18 protein-coding genes are annotated in these 21,434 nt (G+C 70.8%); 11 read left to right on the forward strand and 7 right to left on the reverse strand.

What is annotated here, in order from left to right; all coding sequences use genetic code 11:
• Positions 1 to 25: 25 nt before the first annotated feature.
• Positions 26 to 793, reverse strand: a complete 768-nt coding sequence (locus ACGFWI_RS17550) for an IclR family transcriptional regulator (RefSeq protein ID WP_393906836.1) — start codon at positions 791 to 793, stop codon at positions 26 to 28.
• 164 nt (positions 794 to 957) lie between these two features.
• Here ACGFWI_RS17550 and ACGFWI_RS17555 point away from each other — a divergent pair, with 164 nt between their 5' ends.
• Positions 958 to 1,368: an ATP-binding protein gene (locus ACGFWI_RS17555; protein ID WP_393906837.1), complete on the forward strand. Its 411-nt coding sequence runs from the start codon at positions 958 to 960 to the stop codon at positions 1,366 to 1,368.
• 284 nt (positions 1,369 to 1,652) lie between these two features.
• Here ACGFWI_RS17555 and ACGFWI_RS17560 read toward each other — a convergent pair whose 3' ends face one another.
• Positions 1,653 to 2,393, reverse strand: a complete 741-nt coding sequence (locus tag ACGFWI_RS17560; RefSeq protein ID WP_393906838.1) for a carbonic anhydrase — start codon at positions 2,391 to 2,393, stop codon at positions 1,653 to 1,655.
• A 298-nt stretch (positions 2,394 to 2,691) separates the two neighbouring features.
• Here ACGFWI_RS17560 and ACGFWI_RS17565 point away from each other — a divergent pair, with 298 nt between their 5' ends.
• A complete protein-coding gene (locus ACGFWI_RS17565; RefSeq protein ID WP_393906839.1) occupies positions 2,692 to 3,627 on the forward strand; it encodes a class I SAM-dependent methyltransferase in 936 nt (311 codons plus the stop codon).
• Here ACGFWI_RS17565 and ACGFWI_RS17570 read toward each other — a convergent pair.
• Positions 3,624 to 4,373: a PIG-L deacetylase family protein gene (locus ACGFWI_RS17570; RefSeq protein ID WP_393906840.1), complete on the reverse strand. Its 750-nt coding sequence runs from the start codon at positions 4,371 to 4,373 to the stop codon at positions 3,624 to 3,626. The two genes, ACGFWI_RS17565 and ACGFWI_RS17570, sit on opposite strands and share 4 nt — an antisense overlap.
• Before the next feature lie 330 nt (positions 4,374 to 4,703).
• Between ACGFWI_RS17570 and ACGFWI_RS17575 the strand changes: the two genes are divergently transcribed.
• From ACGFWI_RS17575 to ACGFWI_RS17600, 6 genes are all read left to right on the forward strand, one after another.
• Positions 4,704 to 5,456 carry a GntR family transcriptional regulator gene (locus ACGFWI_RS17575; RefSeq protein ID WP_393906841.1) on the forward strand — a complete coding sequence of 251 codons (753 nt, stop codon included), beginning with the start codon at positions 4,704 to 4,706 and terminating at the stop codon, positions 5,454 to 5,456.
• 246 nt (positions 5,457 to 5,702) lie between these two features.
• Positions 5,703 to 7,394: an APC family permease gene (locus ACGFWI_RS17580; RefSeq protein WP_393906842.1), complete on the forward strand. Its 1,692-nt coding sequence runs from the start codon at positions 5,703 to 5,705 to the stop codon at positions 7,392 to 7,394.
• Positions 7,395 to 7,626: 232 nt separating this feature from the next.
• Positions 7,627 to 7,806, forward strand: a complete 180-nt coding sequence (locus ACGFWI_RS17585; RefSeq protein ID WP_129248180.1) for an SPOR domain-containing protein — start codon at positions 7,627 to 7,629, stop codon at positions 7,804 to 7,806.
• 51 nt (positions 7,807 to 7,857) lie between these two features.
• Positions 7,858 to 8,280: a (deoxy)nucleoside triphosphate pyrophosphohydrolase gene (locus tag ACGFWI_RS17590; protein WP_393906843.1), complete on the forward strand. Its 423-nt coding sequence runs from the start codon at positions 7,858 to 7,860 to the stop codon at positions 8,278 to 8,280.
• 279 nt (positions 8,281 to 8,559) lie between these two features.
• Complete coding sequence (locus tag ACGFWI_RS17595) at positions 8,560 to 9,021, forward strand: ATP-binding protein (RefSeq protein ID WP_393906919.1); 462 nt, start codon at positions 8,560 to 8,562, stop codon at positions 9,019 to 9,021.
• 278 nt (positions 9,022 to 9,299) lie between these two features.
• Positions 9,300 to 11,858: a SpoIIE family protein phosphatase gene (locus ACGFWI_RS17600; protein WP_393906844.1), complete on the forward strand. Its 2,559-nt coding sequence runs from the start codon at positions 9,300 to 9,302 to the stop codon at positions 11,856 to 11,858.
• A 47-nt stretch (positions 11,859 to 11,905) separates the two neighbouring features.
• Here the strand turns inward: ACGFWI_RS17600 and ACGFWI_RS17605 are convergent, their stop codons facing one another.
• The 4 genes from ACGFWI_RS17605 to ACGFWI_RS17620 form a co-directional block, all read right to left on the reverse strand.
• The gene (locus ACGFWI_RS17605) at positions 11,906 to 12,703 is read right to left on the reverse strand and encodes a succinate dehydrogenase/fumarate reductase iron-sulfur subunit (protein WP_393906845.1); all 798 of its coding nucleotides are present in this window, start codon (positions 12,701 to 12,703) and stop codon (positions 11,906 to 11,908) included.
• Positions 12,700 to 14,643: a fumarate reductase/succinate dehydrogenase flavoprotein subunit gene (locus tag ACGFWI_RS17610; protein ID WP_393906846.1), complete on the reverse strand. Its 1,944-nt coding sequence runs from the start codon at positions 14,641 to 14,643 to the stop codon at positions 12,700 to 12,702. Before ACGFWI_RS17610 ends, ACGFWI_RS17605 begins: the two co-directional genes overlap by 4 nt.
• 34 nt (positions 14,644 to 14,677) lie before the next feature.
• On the reverse strand, positions 14,678 to 15,505 hold the full coding sequence (locus ACGFWI_RS17615; protein WP_393906847.1) for a hypothetical protein: 828 nt from the start codon (positions 15,503 to 15,505) through the stop codon (positions 14,678 to 14,680).
• A gap of 107 nt (positions 15,506 to 15,612) precedes the next feature.
• Positions 15,613 to 15,912: a hypothetical protein gene (locus ACGFWI_RS17620; protein WP_393906848.1), complete on the reverse strand. Its 300-nt coding sequence runs from the start codon at positions 15,910 to 15,912 to the stop codon at positions 15,613 to 15,615.
• Positions 15,913 to 16,315: 403 nt separating this feature from the next.
• Here ACGFWI_RS17620 and ACGFWI_RS17625 point away from each other — a divergent pair, with 403 nt between their 5' ends.
• From ACGFWI_RS17625 to ACGFWI_RS17635, 3 genes are all read left to right on the forward strand, one after another.
• Positions 16,316 to 18,739 carry an ABC transporter family substrate-binding protein gene (locus ACGFWI_RS17625; protein ID WP_393906849.1) on the forward strand — a complete coding sequence of 808 codons (2,424 nt, stop codon included), beginning with the start codon at positions 16,316 to 16,318 and terminating at the stop codon, positions 18,737 to 18,739.
• A 187-nt stretch (positions 18,740 to 18,926) separates the two neighbouring features.
• Positions 18,927 to 20,798 carry a translational GTPase TypA gene (gene typA / locus ACGFWI_RS17630; protein ID WP_393906850.1) on the forward strand — a complete coding sequence of 624 codons (1,872 nt, stop codon included), beginning with the start codon at positions 18,927 to 18,929 and terminating at the stop codon, positions 20,796 to 20,798.
• 141 nt (positions 20,799 to 20,939) lie between these two features.
• Entirely contained in the window at positions 20,940 to 21,272 is a 333-nt protein-coding gene (locus ACGFWI_RS17635) for an antibiotic biosynthesis monooxygenase family protein (RefSeq protein ID WP_393906851.1), read from the forward strand.
• Positions 21,273 to 21,434: the final 162 nt, after the last annotated feature.

The raw sequence follows: 21,434 nt of genomic DNA on the forward strand, positions 1-21,434 counted from the left end.
TGCGGGTGCACGAGGGCGGCGGGGCTCACCAGCGGGAGGCCCCCAGATCTCTGGAGATTGCCCGGGCGGCGTGGCGGACCTGGGTGACCAGGTCCGGCTGCGGGACCCCCTTGGAGTCGCAGATCCGCTCGACCGTGCCGGAGACGCCGATGGCGCCCACGACCAGGCCACCGTGGCCCCGGATCGGCGCGGCGACGCCGGCCTCGTCCGTGATCATCTCTTGTACTTCGGCGGCCCACCCGAGCTCCCGGACCTCGGCGAGCGCCCGGGTCAGGCGCTCCGGGGCGACCAGGGTGTGCCGGGTGTACGCCTCCAGCCCGGCCTCCACGGTCGGCTCCAGGGGCACGCTGCCGAAGGCCAGCAGCACTTTGCCGAGCGAGGAGGCGTGCAGGGGCAGCAGCGCGCCCACGTCCAGGGTCTGGAGGGTGTCGTCGGGGCGGAAGACGTGGTGAACGATGAGCACCTTGCCCTCCAGGGGGGTGCCCAGGCGGACCGCCTCCCCGCTGCGGGCGGCCAGGGCGTCGGCCCAGTTGATGGAGCGGGACCGCAGCTCGTTCACGTCGAGGTAGCTGGTGCCCAGGTGCAGTAGCGCGGCCCCGAGCTGGTACTTTCCGGTCGCCGGGTCCTGCTCGACGAAGTCGATGTTCTGCAGGGTGCGCAGAATGCCGTGGGTGGTGCCCTTCGCCAGTCCGAGCGACGCGGCCACCTCGCCGAGTCCGAGTCGACGGGGCCCGCTGGCGAGCAGACGCAGAATTGCCGCCGCCCGTTCGATCGACTGGACCGGGCCGGCCATGAGGCAATCGTAGTCCCGCGGTCGGCATCTGCCGAAGGGATGGCTCCTCCACAGGCAGGCGTTCGGTAATGCCGACCGGTGTTCATTGACCCCCTCCGCCGTCCCCCCATAGCGTCCTTTTCAAGCCCGGCGTCCAGCCGGTAAGGGGCCTCGGAGGAGGCGGCATGACGGCACAGCTTGACGCGGTGGTTCGGGAGGCGGCCGAACATGTCTGCCCGCTTCCGCACATCCCCGAGGCCGTCTCGGTCGTGCGCCGGCGGGTGCGTACGGTCCTGGCCGACTGGAACCTGGCCCCGGACCTCGCTGAGGACGCCCTCCTCGTGATCTCGGAGCTGATCACCAACGTGGTCGTCCATGCCCTGCCGCCGGCGGAGCTGCGGCTGTCACGGGTCGGGGCCGCCCTGCGCGTCGAGGTCACCGACGCGGGGCCCGCGGCGGCGGACGGGCGGTCGCCCGTCGAGCCCGCGGACGAGCACGGCCGCGGGATCGGCATCGTCACCGCCCTGTCGGCCCGGTGCGGCACGCTGTTCCACGCGGGCGGTGTCACACGGTGGGCCGAGCTCCTCGCGGCGTGAGCCGGTAGGCCCCACGGCCGGCCCGGGTCAGCGCACGCACGACGAGGCGTTTGCGGGCGGCGTTCCCCGTCCACGGCGGGCGGGACCACCGCTCCAATAGGCGGCGGTGATCCGCTTGAGGTGGTCCGGCAGATGTGCAGGCCGGAAGGGGCCGGGCTCGATCGAGCCCGGCCCCTTCCGGGTCTTCCGTGCCGAGGTGCCGGCCTTCCGCGGCGGGGTGCCTCGGGGAGCGGTCGCGCTCGTGCCCAGCGGCCTGAGCGCGCTCGTCCGGCCCGTCGGAGCGGTCAGTACGGGGCGCCGGTGAGGATTTCCACCTTGCCGGTGTCGAGCGAGTAGTAGGCGCCGACCACGGCAAGGGTGCCCTTGCGCACGAACGGGGCCAGGTCCCGGTTGGAGCGCAGGTCGGCCGCGGTCAGCGTGACCTGGGCACGGGCCATGGTGTCGACCGGGTCGGCACCGCCCTTCCGGACCGCCTGGTCGTACGCCGGCCGCAGCGCCCTGGCGATCGCCTCCAGGTTGCCGGGCAGCGCTTCGCCGCCGCGGAGCGACTTGTACGCCGCCTCGACCGCGCCGCAACGCTGATGCCCGAGGACCACGATGAGCGGTGTGCCACTGGTCATGGGCCCGTACTCCACGGAACCCGTGACCACCGGGCCGACCGCCTCCCCGCCCGTGCGCATCACATAGAGGTCGCCCAGCCCGGTGTCGAAGAGGAGTTCCGGCGGCACCCGGGAGTCGATGCACGCGAGGACCGAGCCGAAGGGCTCCTGTTTCTGGGACACGAACTCGCGCCGGTCCGGATCCCGGTCGGGGTGCTGGAGGTCCCCGCTCACCCAGCGCTTGTTGCCTTCGATCAGGCGCGTGAAGGCCGCTGCGGGCGTGCTGGGCCGCGGCTGCGGCTGCGGCGAAGCGCTGGCCGCCACCGTGGCGACGCTCTTCGATGAGCACCCCGCAAGTGCGGCCGTGGCGACGGCAAGTCCGCCGGCGAGCAGAGCTCTGCGATCCGGATGTCTCGCTCGGTCCATCGGTCGTTCCCCTCAGTCCGCTGAGATCCGTGCGTACGTCTTGGCCAGGGCGATTGTTCAGCGCGGCGGGGGAGCTCGACGGTAGGCGCAAGCGGGCACGGCCCGCTGTGCCACCGACGGCCCACAGAATCGGTCCGGTCGGCGGCGCCCCGCCTGTGCTGCCGCGGTGTGCACCGGGCTCCCGGCGTAGCATCAAAAAGCGGGCAAGGGGGATGAAAAGAACCAACAGGGCAATGCGGCCGGTGGCGGCAGGGTGTGCCCGCGTCGCGCCGTTCTCCGGGGGCGGGAGGCGACCGCGATGACGGAACGGTCCCAGGACCCGGTGCGCCAGGAGGAGTTCGCGGGCCGGATGATCCAGGTGCTGAACGACTCCTGTCTGGGGCATCTGTGCAGCCTCGGCCATCGGGCGGGGCTGTTCGATGTGATGTCCGCTCTGCCGCCGTCGACCAGTGCGCAGATCGCCGGGGCGGCCGGGCTGGAGGAACGCTACGTACGGGAGTGGCTCGGCGGGATGACGGTCGGCGGCATCGTCGAGTACCCGCCCGAGGACGACGGCTACCGGCTCCCGCCCGAGCATGCGGCCGCACTGAGCAGGGACGCGGGACCGGACAACATGGCTGCCGTGATGCAGTACTTGGCGATGATGGGCGATATCGAGGACGAGGTCCTGTCGGCCTTCCGCGCCGGCGGCGGGGTGCCGTTCTCGTCGTATCCGCACTTCCAGGAGCTGCAGGCCGAGGAGACGGCGCGGGTGTACGACGCCGCGTTGGTCGACACGATCGTGCCGCTGGTGCCGGGGCTCGCGGAGCGGCTGCGCGCGGGCATCGACGCCCTGGACATCGGTACCGGGCAGGGGCACGCCGTCAATCTGCCGGCCCGCGCCTTCCCCGCCGGCCGGTTCCTGGGCAGGGACATCTCCGAGGCGGGCATCGGCGCGGGACGCGAGGAGGCCGCGCGGTGGGGGCTGGGCAACGCCCGCTTCGAGGTGGCCGACACGGCCGAACTGACCGGCTCCTACGACCTGATCACGGCCTTCGACGTGATCCATGACCTGGCGCGTCCGGCACGTACGCTGGCCGCCGTCGCGGACGGGCTGCGGGACGACGGGGTCTTCCTGATGGGCGACTCCACGACCGCCCGCGGCCCGGCCGACTCCGCGAACGCCCGCGCCGGCACGCGGCCGGGGCGTCACCAACGCCGGGACGGCCCCAGGATGCGCAAAGACGCCGCCTAGCGGGGAAAGAGCTGGAAGAGCGTGGCGGGGTGGCCGCGGTAGCGTTCGCCGCCGGCGCGCAGCATCTGCTCGATGAAGGTGCGGGCGTAGGTGTGCGGGTCCTGTTCGGCGCCGCGCAGGCCCCTGATGTACGCGCCGTGTGCCGCCAGTGAGGCGACCGCGCGGTCGATGCCGGGGCCGACCTCGGCGGCGTGCGTGGGGTGCGGCGAGCCCGCCACGGCCACCCAGCGGACGCCGTTCCAGGGCGCCAGGCCCTTCGCGCCGGCGAGCTCGGGGAACACCCATCGGTTGCCGGCGTCGCCCGCCGCGTCCAGGACGGCGCGGCCGACGACCCGGTGGTCCGGGGTGTTCCAGTGGCCGCCGCCCCATGTGTCGTGATGGTTGAGGGTGAGCAGCAGCTCGGGGCGGTGGCGCCGGACGGCCGCGGACAGATCGCGGCGCAGTGCCAGGCCGGGCTCGATGATGCCGTCGTGATGGTGGTCGAGGAACTCGACGGTGTGGACGCCGACCAGCGCGGCGCCGGCCCGCTGTTCGGCCTCCCGGACCGTGGCGGCCTCCGCCGGTGCGAGCCCGTCGATACCGGCCTCGCCGTGGGTGACCAGGAGATAGCTGACCTCGCGCCCCGCGTCGGTCCACTCGGCGATGGCGGCCGCTGCGCCGTATTCGAGGTCGTCGGGGTGCGCCACGACGGCGAGCGCCCGCTGCCACTCCCTGGGCATCGGGGAGAGCTGGGGTTCGGCGGGCATGGGATCCCTTCCTTCCCGTCCTGATACCGCGTGCCGCGTTCGGTGTGCCGGGTTCCTCCTGCTGCCTTCCGTCCGGCGTCTGCCGTTCCGGGCGTCGCTTCGAGGGTGCTCCCTTTTCGATCGTGACATGTATGGATGGCGGCTACCGGGTGGAAAGAAAGGGTGGGGTGGCGCGGGGTGGGGGTGCAAGGGCCTCTGGTGCCCGGTGTCGGCCGTTTACACGGGCTGAGCTGGGTTTCATCACATCAGGTGAATATTTGGCCCAAGGTTGCGGTTGGCAACGCGCGGTTGCCACGCTGTTGCTGACTGTCAAGCTGTTGGGAGGGGCATGTGCCTTTCGGTGAGCAGCCCGCGTACCTTCGCGTCGCCGGCGACCTGCGCCAGAAGATCGTCGACGGGGTGCTGCCGCCGCACACCCGCCTTCCTTCTCAGGCGCGCATCAGGGAGGAGTACGGCGTCTCGGACACCGTCGCCCTGGAGGCGCGCAAGGTCCTGATGGCCGAGGGGCTGGTCGAGGGCCGCTCAGGGTCGGGCACCTATGTACGCGAGCAGCCCGTCCCGCGCCGTATCGCCCGCGTCGGGTTCCACTCGGCCGGCGGCTGTACGCCGTTCCGGCAGGAGCAGACGGACGAGCGGGTGCGGGGCACCTGGGAGTCCAACAGCGAGCAGGAACCGGCCGGTTCGGCGATCGCGGCCCGGCTGCGCGTCCCGCAGGGCGCCAGGGTGATGCGGACGCGCTATGTCTTCCGGGCGGAGGGGGAGCCGTCGATGCTCTCGACCTCCTGGGAGCCTCTGGAGGTGACCGGGCGGACGCCCGTGATGCTGCCGGAGGAGGGGCCGCTGGCGGGGCGCGGGGTGGTCGAGCGGATGGCGGCCATCGATGTGGTGGTGGACAACGTCGTCGAGGAGGTCGGGGCGCGGCCGGCGCTGGCGGAGGAGGCCATGACGCTGGGCGGGGTGCCCGGCCATGCGGTGCTGGTCGTCTCGCGGACGTACTACGCGGGCGGCAGGCCGGTCGAGACGGCCGATGTCGTCACCCTCGCTGACCGGTACCGGATCGCCTACCACCTGCCGGTGAAGTAGCCGGCAGGTGTTCGCCCCTCCCTGCGCGCGTTGCGATGGACGCCCTGTGGGAGGCCGTGGTTCTCGGATTGATGTCCCATTTGCCTCGCTCTGTTGGCAAATGGTGGCTAGATCTTGATGTTGGAAAGATCACACAGTCTCAACTGGGCGGCTGTTTTGGGCAGCTGTGGGAAGCCGATCTCCCGAATCGCTCTTACGATGGCGAAGTTTGTGCACGGCACGGGGGAAGACCAGGAGACCAAGCACGTGAGCACGACGAAGACCCCGAGCGCGGAGCAGGGCTCGCACTCGAATTACCGTCGGTCCCTCGGGACCATCGCCCTGACCGCCACGGGTCTCGGGTCCATCATCGGCTCCGGCTGGCTCTTCGGAGCCGAACGCGCCGCCGCCATCGCCGGCCCGGCCGCGATCCTCGCCTGGATCATCGGTGCGCTCGTCGCTCTCACGATCGCGCTCACCTACACCGAACTCGGCTCGATGTTCCCGAAGGCCGGCGGCATGGTCCGCTACGGCCAGTACTCCCACGGCTCGCTCGCCGGATACCTCGCGGCCTGGGCGAACTGGATCGCGATCGTCTCGGTCATCCCGGGTGAGGCCACCGCCTCCGTCCAGTACATGAGTTCCTGGGACTTCGGCTGGGCGCATGCGCTCTACGACGGCAAGGAGCTGACCGGCACCGGCGTCGGGCTCGCCAGCATCCTGCTGCTCGTCTACTTCTTCCTCAACTGGTTCGCGATCTCGCTGTTCGCGAAGACCAACACCGCGATCACGGTCTTCAAGGTCGTCGTCCCGGTGCTGACCGCGACCGCGCTGATGGCGGCGCACTTCGACACCAGCAACATCGTCCACCACGGCGGCTTCACCCCCAACGGCTGGAGCTCGGTCTTCACCGCCGTCGCCGTCTCCGGCATCGTCTGGGCCTACAACGGCTTCCAGTCCCCGCTGAACATGGCCGGTGAGGCCCGTAACCCCGGCAAGTCGCTGCCGAAGGCCGTCATCTGGTCGATCGTGATCGCGCTGGTCATCTATGTCGCCCTGCAGGTCGCCTTCCTGATGGCGGTGCCCGCCGACAAGCTGGCCGCCGGCGGCGGCTGGGCCGGTCTCGGCTTCAACTCGCCGCTCGCCGACCTCGCGGTGGCCTGGGGCCTGAACTGGCTGGCGCTGCTGCTGTACGCGGACGCCTTTGTCTCGCCGTCCGGTACCGGCATGATCTACGCCGCCACCACCTCGCGCATGATCCACGGCGTCCAGGAGAACGGCCATCTGCCCGGCATCTTCGGCAAGGTGGACAGGAAGACCGGTGTGCCGCGCCCGGCGCTGCTGCTCAACCTCGCGATCGCCTTCCTGTTCCTCGCGGTCTTCCGCGGCTGGGGCTCGCTCGCCGAGATCGTGTCGGTCGCCACGGTCATCTCGTACATCACCGGCCCCGTCGCGGTGATGTCGCTGCGTCGGCTGTCGCCGGACCTCACGCGCCCCGTCAAGTTGCGGGCGATGCCGGTCATCGCGCCCATCGCCATGATCTTCGGTTCGCTGGTGCTGTACTGGGGCCGCTGGCCGCTGACCGGCAAGGTCATCCTGATCATGGCCGTCGGACTGCCGGTCTGGGCCTGGTACGAGATCGGCAAGCCGCTGACCCAGGGCCGCAAGCCGTGGGCCGAGCTGGGGCCGCACCTCAAGGCCGGTGCCTGGATGGTGGCGTATCTGCTGGTCATGGCCGCCGTTTCGTACCTGGGCGGCAAGGACTTCGGCGGCAAGGGTTATCTGCCGGAGGGCTGGGACATCGTCCTGGTCGCCGCGATCGGTCTCGCCTTCTACTACTGGGGCGTTCGGAGCTCCTGGCGTAACCCGTCGCTGGTCCGGGCCGAGGCCGAGATCCAGGCCGCGGAGAAGGACGACGCCGCGGAGGCCGAAGCGTCCAAGGAGTCCGTCGGCGCCTGAGCCGCGACCGCACCACCTCGTACATCGCCCGAGTTCCTCGGGTCCACCGGCCACTCGCAGGCCGCTTCCGGTACGCCGGGGCCCGCGGGTGGCCGGTTCGGTACCTCTTTGTGTAAATCCATATCCGCTGAGTAAAGGTCGGGCGTAGGGTCGGGCATATGCGGATTGCGTTTTCGGCATCAGCAGACCAGGGGCGTGCGACGGCGCGCTATACGGCGGATGGAGGGGCGCAATGACCGAAGGTGGAGCCGTGCTCCCCTGGCTCGTCATCCGCCAGGACGAAGGCGGCAACCGGTATCGCGTGGGCCGCTATGCCACCCGAGCGGAGGCGGAGCGGGTGGCCGACCGGCTCGGAACGCGCGGCCACCAGCAGCTTTATGTGGTCGAGAAGGCCGACCGGGCGACGACCTGAGGGGCGGCGAGCGAGAAGCGGGACGAGGGCGGGGGACGTAGGCTGCCGCGCATGACGACCGTGCGCGTAGTGGTGGGCGGAGCGGTGTGCGAGCGCGGGCGGCTGCTGGCCGCACGACGCAGTGCACCGCCCGCACTGGCCGGCCGCTGGGAGCTGCCCGGCGGCAAGGTGGAGGACGACGAGTCACCCGAGCAGGCGCTGGAGCGCGAGCTGCGCGAGGAGCTGGGTGTCGAGGCGGCGGCCCTGGAGCGGATTCCGGGGGAGTGGGTGCTGCGGCCCGGCTATGTCCTGCAGGTGTGGACGGCCCGGCTGGTGTCCGGGGCGCCGCGGCCCCTGCAGGACCATGACGAGTTGCGCTGGCTGCTGCCCGGCGAGGAGTCCCAGGTCGACTGGCTCGACCAGGACCGCCCGGCGGTGGCCGAGGCGATGCGCCGGCTGGCGGCGACGGCCGGGGCGCCGGGCGTACGGCCGTAGCCGCCGCCCCGGGCCGTAGGCGGCCCGCACGCGCCCGTGCGCGGCCCGCGCCGGCTCGCGCGCCCGTGAGACCGCGCGCTGCCGTGCCCCTTGCCCGTACGGCCTCCTTCGGCGCACCTGCGCGCTCGCCCGTCTTTGCCGCTCCGCCGTAGCGCGCCGCTATGTTTCATTTGTGCCACAGTGCACCGTTGCAGGCGGTACTGAGGCATGGATATCGGGTATGTCCTGATTGACCCCCTCGACGCAGACAAGACGACGGGGATGCCATCGGGCTGGGATGTGATCGGCGTGGGCGAGAGCGCAGCGGCAGGGGTCCCGGAGCCGGACCCCGGGACCGTCCGCAGGCGCGCCAAGGCCTCCGGTCCGCCCACTGCCGAATGGAGTTTTCCGGCCGATCCCGGGGCGGTGCGCACGGCCCGCAGGGCGGTCCGGCGGGTGCTGGCCGACTGGGGGCTGAACGGCGCTGCCGATATGGCCGTACTACTCGTGAGCGAGCTCGTCACCAACTCCCTGCGTCACGCCAGCGGGCCGATCGGTGTCCGTATGGTGCTCCTGAACACCGACGGGCTGCTCGTCGAGGTCTCCGATCCGCTGCCCGACCCGCCGCAGGAGCGCGACGCCGCTCCCGATGACGAGGGAGGCCGTGGGTTGCAGCTGGTCGCATGCAGTTCGCGGCGCTGGGGGACCCGTCGCGGAAAGAGTGGCAAGACAGTGTGGTTCGAGCTGTCGGTGGCTGGTTAGGAGACAGGTGGGTCCTGATCGTTGCCAATTCATCGACATCCTGTAGATGGGCTGCGATCGAGACTGTGCTGTGATCGTGAAGACCGTGTTCCGGATCGCCGAGGTGCTGGATACTCAGGCGAGTCCGGTCCGGGCACGATGAGCTGGAGGGGACGGGGCTCGTGAGCGAGATGTCATCTGGCGGGGCAGAACCCGCACAGGCCGAGGGGCAGGGCGGTGCAGACGGCTCCGGCGACCCAGGTGGGCGTCCGCACGCGCGCGAACCGCACGGTCCGCCCGTGTGGCAGAGCAGCCGGCCCGGATCGATCTATGACTACATTCGCGTGGCCTCCTTCTCGCTCGGCCCCGACGGGCGGATCGCCCAGTGGAGCGAGCGGGCGGAGCACATGCTCGGCATTCCCGCGCGCTACGCCCTCGGCAAGGACCCCGTCGAGGCGTTCGTCCCCCGCGAGTTGCGGGCGACCGGGCGCCGCAAGGTGTCCGAGATCCTCGACGGCCGGGAGTGGACCGGTCTGGTGCCCTACCGCAAGGAAGAGGGCGCGGACGCCGACGGGCTCGCCGAGATCTATGTGATGCCGTCGCGCGACGAGAACGGTGAGCGGGCCGCGGTCTGTCTCGTCGTCGATGTCCGGGCGCTGCGCGGCATCGAGACCGACCTCGCCGCCTCGCAGGCCGTTTTCGGTCAATCTCCCATGGGCTTCACCCTGTTCGGCACGGATCTGAAGCTGCTGCGGGTCAACGAACGGTTCGCCACCGTCTTCGGCGGCCCGGCGAGCAAGTACCGCGGCTGCGGGCCGCACGACTTCCTGCCGCGCTCCGAGGCCGAGCGGATGAGCGTCGCGCTGCGCCGCGTCCTGGACACCGGCGAGCCGGTCGCCGAAATGCAGTTGGTCGGGTTGGCGCCCGGCGAGGACGACCGCCGCCGCTGGTCGGTGTCGCTCTACCGGCTGCACGGCGCCAGCGGCCGCCCGATAGGCGTCGCGGCACTGGCCGCCGATGTGACCGGCCGTCGCCGGGCGGAGCGCGAGGCCGCCAACGCCCGGCGCAACCTCGCCCTGCTCAATGAAGCCGGCGCCCGGATAGGTAACTCCCTCGATCTGGAGACGACCGCCCGCACCCTCCTGGACGTCGCCGTCCCGCAGTTCTGCGATCTGGCCTCGGTGGACCTCTATCAGGGCCTGCTGTCGGGTGACGAGGCCCCGCCGGGCATGAGCGACGGCAGCGCGGAGCTGCGCCGGGTCGCCTTCGCCAGCGCCGTGTCGGACGCCCCGCTCGCCACCGCCCCCGGTGTCCCCGGGGACGCGCCCGGCCCGGTCGCGGTCGGCGCCGTCCACCGCTACCCCTTCAACTCCCCCTGCGCGGGCGCCCTGCGGACCGCCCATGCACAGATCATCCCGGGCCGGGAGAGCGACGACGGGCCGGAGCTGGGCGCGGTGGTGCACTCCACCCTCGCCGTCCCGATGGTCGCCAGGGACACCGTCGTCGGACTGGTGCAGTTCTCCCGTACGAAGGGCAGCGAGCCGTTCGGGGAGCGCGACACCGCGCTCGCCGTCGAGCTGGCCGCGCGCGCCGCGGTCTGTATCGACAACGCCCGCCTCTACCGCCGTGAGCACGAGCGCGCACTGATATTGCAGCGCAGCCTGCTGCCGCCCGGCGACCCCGAGGCGGCCGGTCTGGACATCGCCTGCCGCTATCTGCCCGGCACCACCGCCACCGAGGTCGGCGGCGACTGGTTCGACGTCATCGAACTCCCGGGCCACCGTACGGCGCTGGTGGTCGGCGACGTCATGGGACGCGGGCTGCGCGCCGCCGTGGCCATGGGTGAACTGCGCACCGCCGTACGGACCTTGGCGCTGCTGGACCTGGAGCCGGCCGAGGTGCTCTCGGCGCTGGACGAGATCGCCCGCGGGCTCGGCGGTGACGGCGACGGCAGGTCGTCCACCGCGCGCTCGGCCCGCAGCCGGTCCGAGGGCGCGGGGGAGCCGCGGCGCTCCGCCCGTACCGCCGATCTCTCCGAGGTCTACCTCGCCACCTGCGTCTACGCCGTCTACGACCCGATCACCCGGCGCTGCACGATCGCCAACGCCGGACATCTGCCGCCGGTGCTGGTCGAGGACGGCGAGGACGCGCTGCTGCTCGACGTACCGCCGGGGATGCCGCTCGGCGTCGGCGGCGAGCCGTTCGAGGAGATCGAGGTCGAGCTGCCGGACGGTGCGCTGCTGGCGCTCTACACCGACGGCCTGGTGGAGTCTCGCCACCATCCGCTGGAGGAGGGGCTGCAGGCGTTCCGGACGGCTCTCTCGCACGCCGACCGCCCGCTGGAGGACGCCTGCGACCAGGTCCTGAGCGCCATGGACACCTCGCACGGCGAGGACGACATCGCGCTGCTGATGGCGCGGGTGCACGGGCTGCCCAAGGACGCGGTGGGCGACTGGAGTCTGGCGCCGGAGGCCCGTTCGGTGGCCCGCGCCCGCGAACTCGCCCGTGACCAGCTGACGGACTGGGATCTGCAGGGGCTGGTCGACACCACGGAGCTGCTGGTCAGCGAGCTGGTGACCAATGCGCTCCGGCACGGCCACGGCGAGATCCGGCTGCGGCTGCTCCTGGACCGCACGCTGGTCTGCGAGGTCTGGGACGCCGATCTCGCCCAGCCGCGCCGCCGCCGCGCCCGGGACACCGACGAGGGCGGCCGCGGACTGCAACTGGTCGGCCTGCTCAGCCATGGCTGGGGCAGCCGCCGTACCCCGCGCGGCAAGACCGTGTGGTTCGAACTCGCCCTGCCGGACGGGGAGTCGGTGGCGGTGGACCCGGCGGAAGCGCTGCTGAGTCTGTTCTGAGGACGCGGGCGGGGCCCGGGGACGCGCCCCGGGCCCGCCCCGCCCGGCTATTCGCTACGGCGCCGGATCTTGTTCCCGAGCCACACCAGCGGGTCGTACTTACGGTCCGCGGCGCGCTCCTTCAGCGGGATCAGCGCATTGTCGGTGATCTTGATGTGCTCGGGGCAGACCTCGGTGCAGCACTTGGTGATGTTGCAGAAGCCCAGGCCGTGCTCGTCCTGCGCGGTGCGCTTGCGGTCGATGCCGGACTCCGGGGCCGCGTCCAGCGGATGCATATCGAGCTCGGCGATCCGCATCAGGAAGCGCGGACCGGCGAAGGCTTCCTTGTTCTCCTCGTGGTCCCGGACCACATGGCAGGTGTCCTGGCACAGGAAGCACTCGATGCACTTACGGAACTCCTGCGACCGGCTCACATCCTCCTGCTGCATGCGGTACTCGCCGGGGGCCAGCTCCGGCGGCGGTACGAAGGACGGGACCTCGCGGGCCTTGGCGTAGTTGAAGGACACATCGGTGACCAGATCGCGGATGACCGGGAAGGCCCGCATGGGCGTGACGGTGATCGTCTCCGTACGGTCGAAGACCGACATCCGGGTCATGCACATCAGCCGCGGCCGCCCGTTGATCTCCGCGCTGCACGAACCGCACTTGCCGGCCTTGCAGTTCCAGCGCACGGCGAGATCGGGTACCTGGGTCGCCTGGAGGCGGTGGATGATGTCCAGCACCACCTCGCCGTCGTGCACCTCGACCTTGAAGTCCTCCAGGTCCCCGGCGTCCGTGTCGCCCCGCCACACCCTGAAGTGCGCCTGGTAGACGCCGGACTGCTGCTCTTCCTGCGACACGCTCACCGGCTCAGCTCCTCGTCGGTCAGATACTTCGCCAGCTCGTCCTTCTCGAAGAGTTCCAGAAGGTCGCGGCGGATCGGCGGGGTCTCGCGGCGGGAGAGCCGGATCTGGCCCAGCGCCGCGTCGGCGGCCCGCGCATCGCCCTGCGGGTCGGCGACTTCACAGACCAGATTGATGTTGCGCCAGGTGCGGTCCATCGCCGGATGGTCGTCGCGGGTGTGCCCGCCCCGGCTCTCCTCGCGTTCCAGCGCCGCCCGCGCCACACACTCGCTGACCAGCAGCATGTTCCGCAGATCGATGGCCAGATGCCAGCCGGGGTTGTACTGCCGGTGCCCCTCGACGCCGGCCCGCCGGGCCCGTACCCGCAGATCGGCCAGCCGTTTCAGGGCCTCGAACATCTCGCTTTCCTTGCGGATGATGCCGACCAGGTCGTTCATCGCCTGCTGGAGCTCTTGGTGCAGGGTGTACGGATTCTCCGCCGGGCCCGGCTCGCGACCGGTGTCCGCCTCGACGAGCTCGGCGCTGAAGGGGCGCAGCGCCTCGGCCTCCGCCGCGTCGATCTGCAGTGGGTCGACGGCCGGCCGTTCGGTCTGCGACGCCGCGTACTCGGCCGCGTGCAGCCCCGCCCGGCGGCCGAAGACCAGCAGGTCGGACAGCGAGTTGCCGCCGAGCCGGTTGGAACCGTGCATCCCGCCGGCCACCTCACCGGCCGCGAACAGGCCTGGTACGCCGGTCGCCGCCGCGGTGTCCGGCTCCACGGCCACCCCGCCCATCACGTAGTGACAGGTCGGGCCGACCTCCATCGGCTCGGCGGTGATGTCCACATCCGCCAGTTCCTTGAACTGGTGGTGCATGGACGGCAGCCGACGTTTGATCACCTCGGCCGGCATCCGGGTGGAGACATCCAGGAAGACCCCGCCGTGCGGGGAGCCGCGGCCCGCCTTGACCTCGGCGTTGATGGCGCGCGCGACCTCGTCGCGGGGCAGCAGTTCGGGCGGGCGGCGGTTGTTGTCCGGATCCTCGTACCAGCGGTCGCCCTCGTCCTCGGTCTGGGCGTATTTCTCCTTGAAGACGTCCGGGATGTAGTCGAACATGAAGCGCTTGCCCTCGCTGTTGCGCAGCACCCCGCCGTCGCCGCGGACGGACTCGGTCACGAGGATGCCCTTCACCGACGGCGGCCAGACCATGCCGGTGGGGTGGAACTGCACGAACTCCATGTTGATCAGCGGCGCTCCGGCCAGCAGCGCCAGCGCATGCCCGTCGCCGGTGTACTCCCAGGAGTTCGAGGTCACCTTGAAGGACTTGCCGATACCGCCGGTGGCCAGCACCACCGCCGGGGCCTCCAGCACGAAGAAGCGGCCGGACTCCCGTTCGTAGCAGAAGGCGCCGGAGACCTTGCCGTCCGTCTTGAGCACCCGGGTGACCGTGCACTCCTGGAAAATCTTCAACCGGGCGTCGTACGCGCCGAACTCCCGCTCGTCCTCCTGCTGCAGCGAGACGATCTTCTGCTGGAGGGTGCGGATCAGCTCCAGGCCCGTACGGTCGCCGACGTGCGCCAGGCGCGGATACTCATGGCCGCCGAAATTGCGCTGGGAGATCCGGCCGTCCGCGGTGCGGTCGAAGAGCGCGCCCCAGGTCTCCAGCTCCCACACCCGGTCCGGGGCCTCGCGGGCGTGCAGCTCGGCCATCCGCCACTGGTTGAGGAACTTCCCGCCGCGCATGGTGTCCCGGAAGTGGACCTGCCAGTTGTCGTGCTCGTTGGCGTTGCCCATGCTGGCGGCGATGCCGCCCTCGGCCATCACCGTATGCGCCTTGCCGAACAGGGACTTGCAGATCACGGCCGTCCGCATGCCGGCCTCGCGGGCCTCGATGGCGGCACGCAGCCCGGCGCCGCCGGCGCCCACCACGACCACGTCCCATGCCTGCCGGTCCACATGCGCCATCAGAGGGCACACCTTTCCTTAGGAGATGCTGTTATCAGAAGAAACGCGGGTCCACGATTGCCCCGCTGGCCAGCAGGAAGACATAGAAGTCGGCGACGGCCACGCTGATAAGCGAGGACCATGCGAGCAGCATGTGCCGCTCGTTGAGCTTGCCGACCCAGCCCCACAGCCGGTAGCGCACCGGGTGCTTGGAGAAGTGCCGCAGCCGGCCGCCGACGATGTGCCGGCAGGAGTGGCAGGAGAGGGTGTACGCCCAGATCAGCACGATGTTGGCGAGGAACACCAGGGTGCCCAGGCCCATATGGCCCCAGGCGTAGTGCTCGTCGCGGAAGGTGAGCACCGTGTCGTAGGTCAGCACGCCCGCGACCAGCAGCGCGAAGTAGAAGAAGTAGCGGTGGATGTTCTGCAGGATCAGCGGGAAGCGGGTCTCACCGGTGTACTTCTTGTGCGGCTCGGCGACCGCGCAGGCCGGCGGCGAGGCCCAGAAGCCGCGGTAGTAGGCCTTGCGGTAGTAGTAGCAGGTCAGCCGGAAGCCCAGCGGGAAGATCAGGATGAGCAGCGCGGGGGACAGGCCCCACCAGCTGCCGAAGATCTCCCAGTTGGGGCCGCCACGCATGGTGTGGCAGTTCTCGGCGAGGCAGGGCGAGTAGAACGGCGAGACATAGGGCGCGTGGTAGTAGTCGGCGTTCGCGAACGCCCGCCAGGTCGAGTAGACGATGAACGCGAACAGCCCGGCGGCGGTGCCCGCGGGCGCCAGCCACCAGCGGTCGGTGCGCAGATGACGGGCGGGGATGGCGGCGCGCGAGGTGGAGTGCACACCGGTCGCGGGGGCTGGTGGGGAGGGTTCGGTGCCAGTGGCCAACGTCGGTCTCCGTGAAGGGCGCTCCGTCGGGGCGGGGGCGGCGAAGGCACCGCCGGGGCGGGGCGGGACGGGTTGAGGGGCGGACGGCGGGTCTCTTGTCTATGTCGTCAGGGCGCGTGGCCGTTCCTGGAGCCGAGACCTTCGTCCTCGGCGTCGGTCCACAGCGCGGAGTTGTAGGGGGCGTCGGGGATCGTCACCATCTCCTCGATGACGGCTCCCGGACGGCGGGGCGGACCGGTCGCCACACTCTGTTTGAGCAGGGTGAGGCTTTCGCGCAGATGCTCCGCGTCGCTGCGGACCCGGCGGATGTCCAGACCGGCGTCGAGCTGCGCCTCCAGCCTTCCCACCGACCGGACCAGGCCGTCCAGGCTGCGTTCAACCGCCGTCAATTCGTCCTGAAGGGACATAACGTGCCCTCACTTTTGAAGGTGTGGTGGGCGATCTCATGCGCCCGAGAGTGTCGCGCGTCACAGTAGGCGTTGGGAAGGGGTCGGGCGTGATTACGACTCGAACCGGTGCGTTTCGGCAACCATGCGCCTCGGCGTAGGTCGAACGCCGATACGGGAACGGCAGGTACACGGAGCTGCCCGCACTCGCGCGCACCCCGTTTCCGGCCCCCTCAGGGGCCCTGTGTTGGGCCGGGCGGGTGGCCTTGGGGTACTGGCCGACGTGTCGTGCGGCCGGTCCGCACAGGGTCGCTTTCAGTAGGGGTGCCATAGATGTGATGAGCCGCAAAGTCGGCCGAACGTGGTGCGCCGGTCAGGCCCCAGGCGGCGAGCGGCGGCGCGGGTGAGCCCGGAGGTAACCGTCATGACCGACCACGATCACCCCTCAGGCAGTCGCGCGGCGTGCCGCAGACGCCGCTGCGCCGCGCTTGTCGCGGCGGGGGTGCTGCTCCCGCTGCCGGTCCTGACCGGATGCAGCGACGCGGCCCGGGAGACGTCCATCGCGACGTCCCAGGACATCGCCCCCGCGCCCCGCGGCGAGCTGAAGAACGGCGGCACCCTGCGCTGGGCCGTCGATTCGATGCCCGGCACGCTGAACGCCTTCCAGTCCGACGCCGACGCGACCACCACGCGGATCGCCGGCGCGGTGCTGCCCAGCATGTTCACCGTCGACGCGAACGGCAGGCCGCAGCGCAACGCCGACTATCTGGACGCCGCGGACATCAGCACCCGCGACCCCAAGCAGATCGTCACGTACAAGATCAACTCCAAGGCGCGGTGGAGCGACGGCAGGGCGATCACCGCCGCCGACTTCATCGCCCAGTGGACCGCGCTGCGCGGCAAGGACAATGCGTTCTGGACCGCCCGCAACGCCGGTTACGACCGGATCGGCAAGGTCGAACAGGGCGCGGGCGCCCACGAGGTCAAGGTCACCTTCGCCCGGCCCTATGCGGACTGGCGCTCCCTGTTCACCCCGCTCTACCCCAAGAGCGTCATGGCCGACGCCGACGCCTTCAACGACGGTGCCCGCGAGCAACTCAAGGTCGGCGCCGGGCCGTTCCTGGTCCAGAAGCGGGACGCCGAGGAGAAGCGCGTCGTCCTCGTACGCAACCGGAAGTGGTGGGGCGAGCCCGCCATGCTCAAGAAGATCGTGCTGGAGTCGCTGCCCGGCGACAAGCGGGCCGCGGCGCTCGCCGACGGGAGCATCGATGTCGCCGCGGTCGACCAGGTCGCCGCGAAGCGGGTCGCCACCGCCCGCCGCGCCGCATCCGGCGCACCCAAGAAGTCCGGCGACGGCAACGCGGGCCCGCAGGGCGAGGGGAAGCGGGCCCGCCGGTCCGACGCCAAGACCGTCGCCACGCAGAACGCCGTCCTGCGCGGCTACACCATCCGCAAGGCCCTGGAGCCCGCCTACACCCAGCTCGCCCTCAACGGCAGCAGCGGGCCGCTGGCCGACGACCGGGTGCGCCGCGCGGTGGCCCGTGCCATCGACCGCCAGGCGCTCGCGGACACCGTCCTCAAGCCGCTCGACCTGCCGTCCAGGCCGCTCGGCAGCCATCTGCTGATGGCCGAGCAGTACGGCTACCAGGACCACAGCGACGCGCTCGGCGGCCAGGACACCGGGGCGGCCCAGGCGCTGCTCGCGGAGGCCGGCTGGAAGAGCGACGGCGCCGACCGCCAGCAGGCCGGCGAGAAGGCGGGCGCACCGGCGCCCGACGCGGAGCGCGCCGCCGACGAGGACGAGAACGGCTTCGACCCGTCGGAGGACCGCGACGGGGACGAGTCCGCCGGTGACCGGCCGGACGGCGGCTTCGACGCCGATGCCGATGCCGATGCCGACGACCGCAACCCGGCCCGCTCCGGCCGCGGCCACGCCGCCCCGCCCGCCAAGGACCACGAAGAAGGCGTCAGGCCCGCCGCCGCCGAGGCCCCGCTGTCCTTCAACGGCGCGGTCGGCTCCGAGGTCCAGCAGGCCGCCCTGCTGCGGCAGAGCGCGTCGTTCTACAAGGAGGCGGCCGCCGGCGAGAAGGACGAAGCGGACGGTGACACCGAGTCCGCGGCGTACGCCAAGTACAAGCGGTACGCGAAGCGCGCGGCACAGACGCTCGGCGCGGCCGAGCTGATCGAGACCGGACAGGGCCCGAATCTGCCGGGGTCCGGCGGTCACCCGGGCGCCCGGCACGCGGCCATCGAGCGGCCCGCCGACGCGGCGGCGGCACCGCGGCCGGCCGGCCACCAGGGAGCCCGGGTCGCCGCCGTCAAGAAGAACGGCAGGCCGCTCACCCTGCGCTTCGTGCTCCCCGACGGCGCCGGCTCCGCGCAGCTGCGCACCGTAGGGCGGCGGATCGCCGAGATGCTCGGCAAGATCGGCGTACAGACCTCCATCCAGCGGGTCTCCGACGCCAGCTACTTCCAGGACCACATCGCCTCCGGCGACTACGACCTGGCGCTGTACTCCTGGCCCGGCACCGCCTACCCGGCGACCGACGCCCGGCCGATCTACGCCAAGCCGCAGCCCGCGCCCGACGGCTCGCTGACCGTCGAGCAGAACTTCACCCGGGTCGGCAGCGACCACATCGACCAGCTCTTCGACCAGGCCGCCTCCGAGCTGGACGAGGGCGCGGCGCACACGCTGGTGGAGCAGGCCGACGCCCGGATCTGGGCGGCCGCCGGGTCGATTCCGCTCTACCAGCGGCCCGAGCTGGTGGCCACGAAGAAGTCGCTCGCCAACATCGGCGCCTTCGGCTTCGCCACGCCCCGCTTCCAGGACATCGGCTACCAGAAGTAGCAGGACTGGCGTTCTGGCGAATAAAAGGTAAGAAACCGCAGGCCAGAGGGCATATGTACGGGCTGCGGCGGCCAATGCCGCCGCAGGCCCGTACGATGGGGTGAGGCCGTGGCTTGGTTATGCCCGGCAGGCGCGCGTACCGAATGGACGCGTCGCCACCCACGATTCCGGGAGAAGCGCCGCCAGTATGCCCACGCGCCACGACATTCGTAACGTAGCCATCGTCGCCCACGTCGACCATGGGAAGACGACCCTCGTCGATGCCATGCTCAAGCAGGCCGGTGCGTTCGCCGAACACGCCGCCGAGAAGCTCGACGACCGGATGATGGACTCCAACGACCTGGAGCGTGAGAAGGGCATCACGATCCTCGCCAAGAACACGGCGGTGAAGTATCACCCCAAGGACGGCGGGGACCCGATCACGATCAACATCATCGACACCCCCGGCCACGCCGACTTCGGTGGCGAGGTCGAGCGCGGTCTGTCGATGGTGGACGCGGTCGTCCTGCTGGTCGACGCCTCCGAGGGCCCGCTCCCGCAGACCCGCTTCGTGCTCCGCAAGGCCCTCACGGCCCGGATGCCGGTCATCCTGTGCATCAACAAGACCGACCGCCCCGACTCCCGGATCGACGAGGTCGTCAACGAGACCTACGACCTCTTCCTGGACCTGGACGCGGACGAGGACCAGATCGAGTTCCCGATCGTCTACGCCTGCGCCCGTGACGGCGTCGCCTCGCTGACCAAGCCGGAGGACGGCACCGTCCCCGCCGACAGCGAGAACCTCCAGCCGTTCTTCACCACGCTGCTGGAGCACATCCCGGCGCCGGAGTACGACGAGGACGCCCCGCTTCAGGCCCACGTCACCAACCTCGACGCGGACAACTTCCTCGGCCGTATCGCGCTGCTCCGTGTCGAGCAGGGCGAGCTGAAGAAGGGCCAGACCGTCGCGTGGATCAAGCGTGACGGCACCATGGCCAACGTCCGCATCACCGAGCTGATGATGACCGAGGCGCTCACCCGCAAGCCCGCCGAGAAGGCCGGCCCCGGTGACATCTGTGCGGTCGCCGGTATCCCGGACATCATGATCGGCGAGACGCTGGCCGACCCGGAGAACCCGATCGCGCTGCCGCTGATCACGGTCGACGAGCCGGCCATCTCGATGACCATCGGTACGAACACCTCGCCGCTGGTCGGCAAGGGCGGCAAGGGCCACAAGGTCACCGCCCGCCAGGTCAAGGACCGCCTCGACCGCGAGCTGATCGGTAACGTCTCGCTGCGCGTGCTGGACACCGAGCGCCCCGACGCCTGGGAGGTCCAGGGCCGTGGTGAGCTGGCGCTGGCGATCCTCGTCGAGACCATGCGCCGGGAGGGCTTCGAGCTCACCGTCGGCAAGCCCGAGGTCGTCACCAAGGAGATCGACGGCAAGACGCACGAGCCGATCGAGCGGCTGACGATCGACTCCCCCGAGGAGCACCTCGGCGCGATCACGCAGCTGATGGCGTCCCGCAAGGGCCGTATGGAGACCATGACCAACCACGGTTCCGGCTGGATCCGCATGGAGTGGATCGTGCCGTCGCGTGGCCTGATCGGCTTCCGTACGGAGTTCCTGACCCAGACCCGCGGTACGGGCATCGCGCACTCCCTCTTCGAGGGCCACGAGCCGTGGTTCGGCGAGCTGCGCACCCGCCACAACGGTTCGCTGGTCGCGGACCGCTCCGGTTCGGTCACGCCGTTCGCGATGGTCAACCTCCAGGAGCGCGGCGTGATCTTCACGGAGCCGGGCACCGAGGTGTACGAGGGCATGATCGTCGGTGAGAATTCGCGCTCCGACGACATGGACGTGAACATCACCAAGGAGAAGAAGCTCACCAACATGCGTGCGGCTTCGGCGGACACCACCGAGAACGTCGTCCCGCCGCGCAGGCTCTCCCTGGAGCAGTCGCTGGAGTTCTGCCGCGACGACGAGTGCATCGAGGTCACCCCGGAGACGGTCCGTATCCGCAAGGTCGTCCTGGACCAGAAGGAGCGCGGCCGCACCGCGTCGCGCGCCAAGCGGTAACACCGACGCCGTTCCGGGCCGGGCAGCCGGTCCGACGTGATGGGGCGCCCCTCCGCGTGAGGGGCGCCCCATTGCTGTGCCGTGCGAGCGCTACCGGGCCTCCGCGACGGCGATGTCAGTGGTCGGCGGCAGACTGGCGGTATGACAGCAACGACGCAGATCGAGGCCGGGCGCGAGATCGCCACGCTCATCAATGTGTTCACCGTGGTGCCGGAGCGGCAGGCGGAGTTGGTGGCGGTGCTGAGCCGGGCCACCGAGGAGACGATGAAAGACCGGCCGGGGTTCATCTCGGCGAACATCCACGCGAGCGCGGACGGCGAACGGGTCGTCAACTATGCGCAGTGGGAGAGCGAGGAGCACTTCCGGGTGATGCTGGCCGACCCGGCGGCGCAGGAGCACATGACGCAGGCCGCCGCGCTGGCGGAGGGGTTCGATCCACGGCTGTACGCGGTGGAGTCCGTGCACCACATATAGGGATCTGCCGGCGCCGTCTCGGGGATGTCCCCAGGGGGCCCGTGGCGGGCCGTCCGTGGCGGCCCGTCCGTTCGGGGCCGTCCCCTCGGGCTCGCCTGCCTCGGGGGCGGCGCCGGGGCCTCACCCGGTTCCGTCCCCGTGCCCCTCACCGTCCCCCCGCCG

This window comes from Streptomyces sp. NPDC048434 (genome assembly GCF_043200375.1).
Lineage (GTDB): Bacteria > Actinomycetota > Actinomycetes > Streptomycetales > Streptomycetaceae > Streptomyces.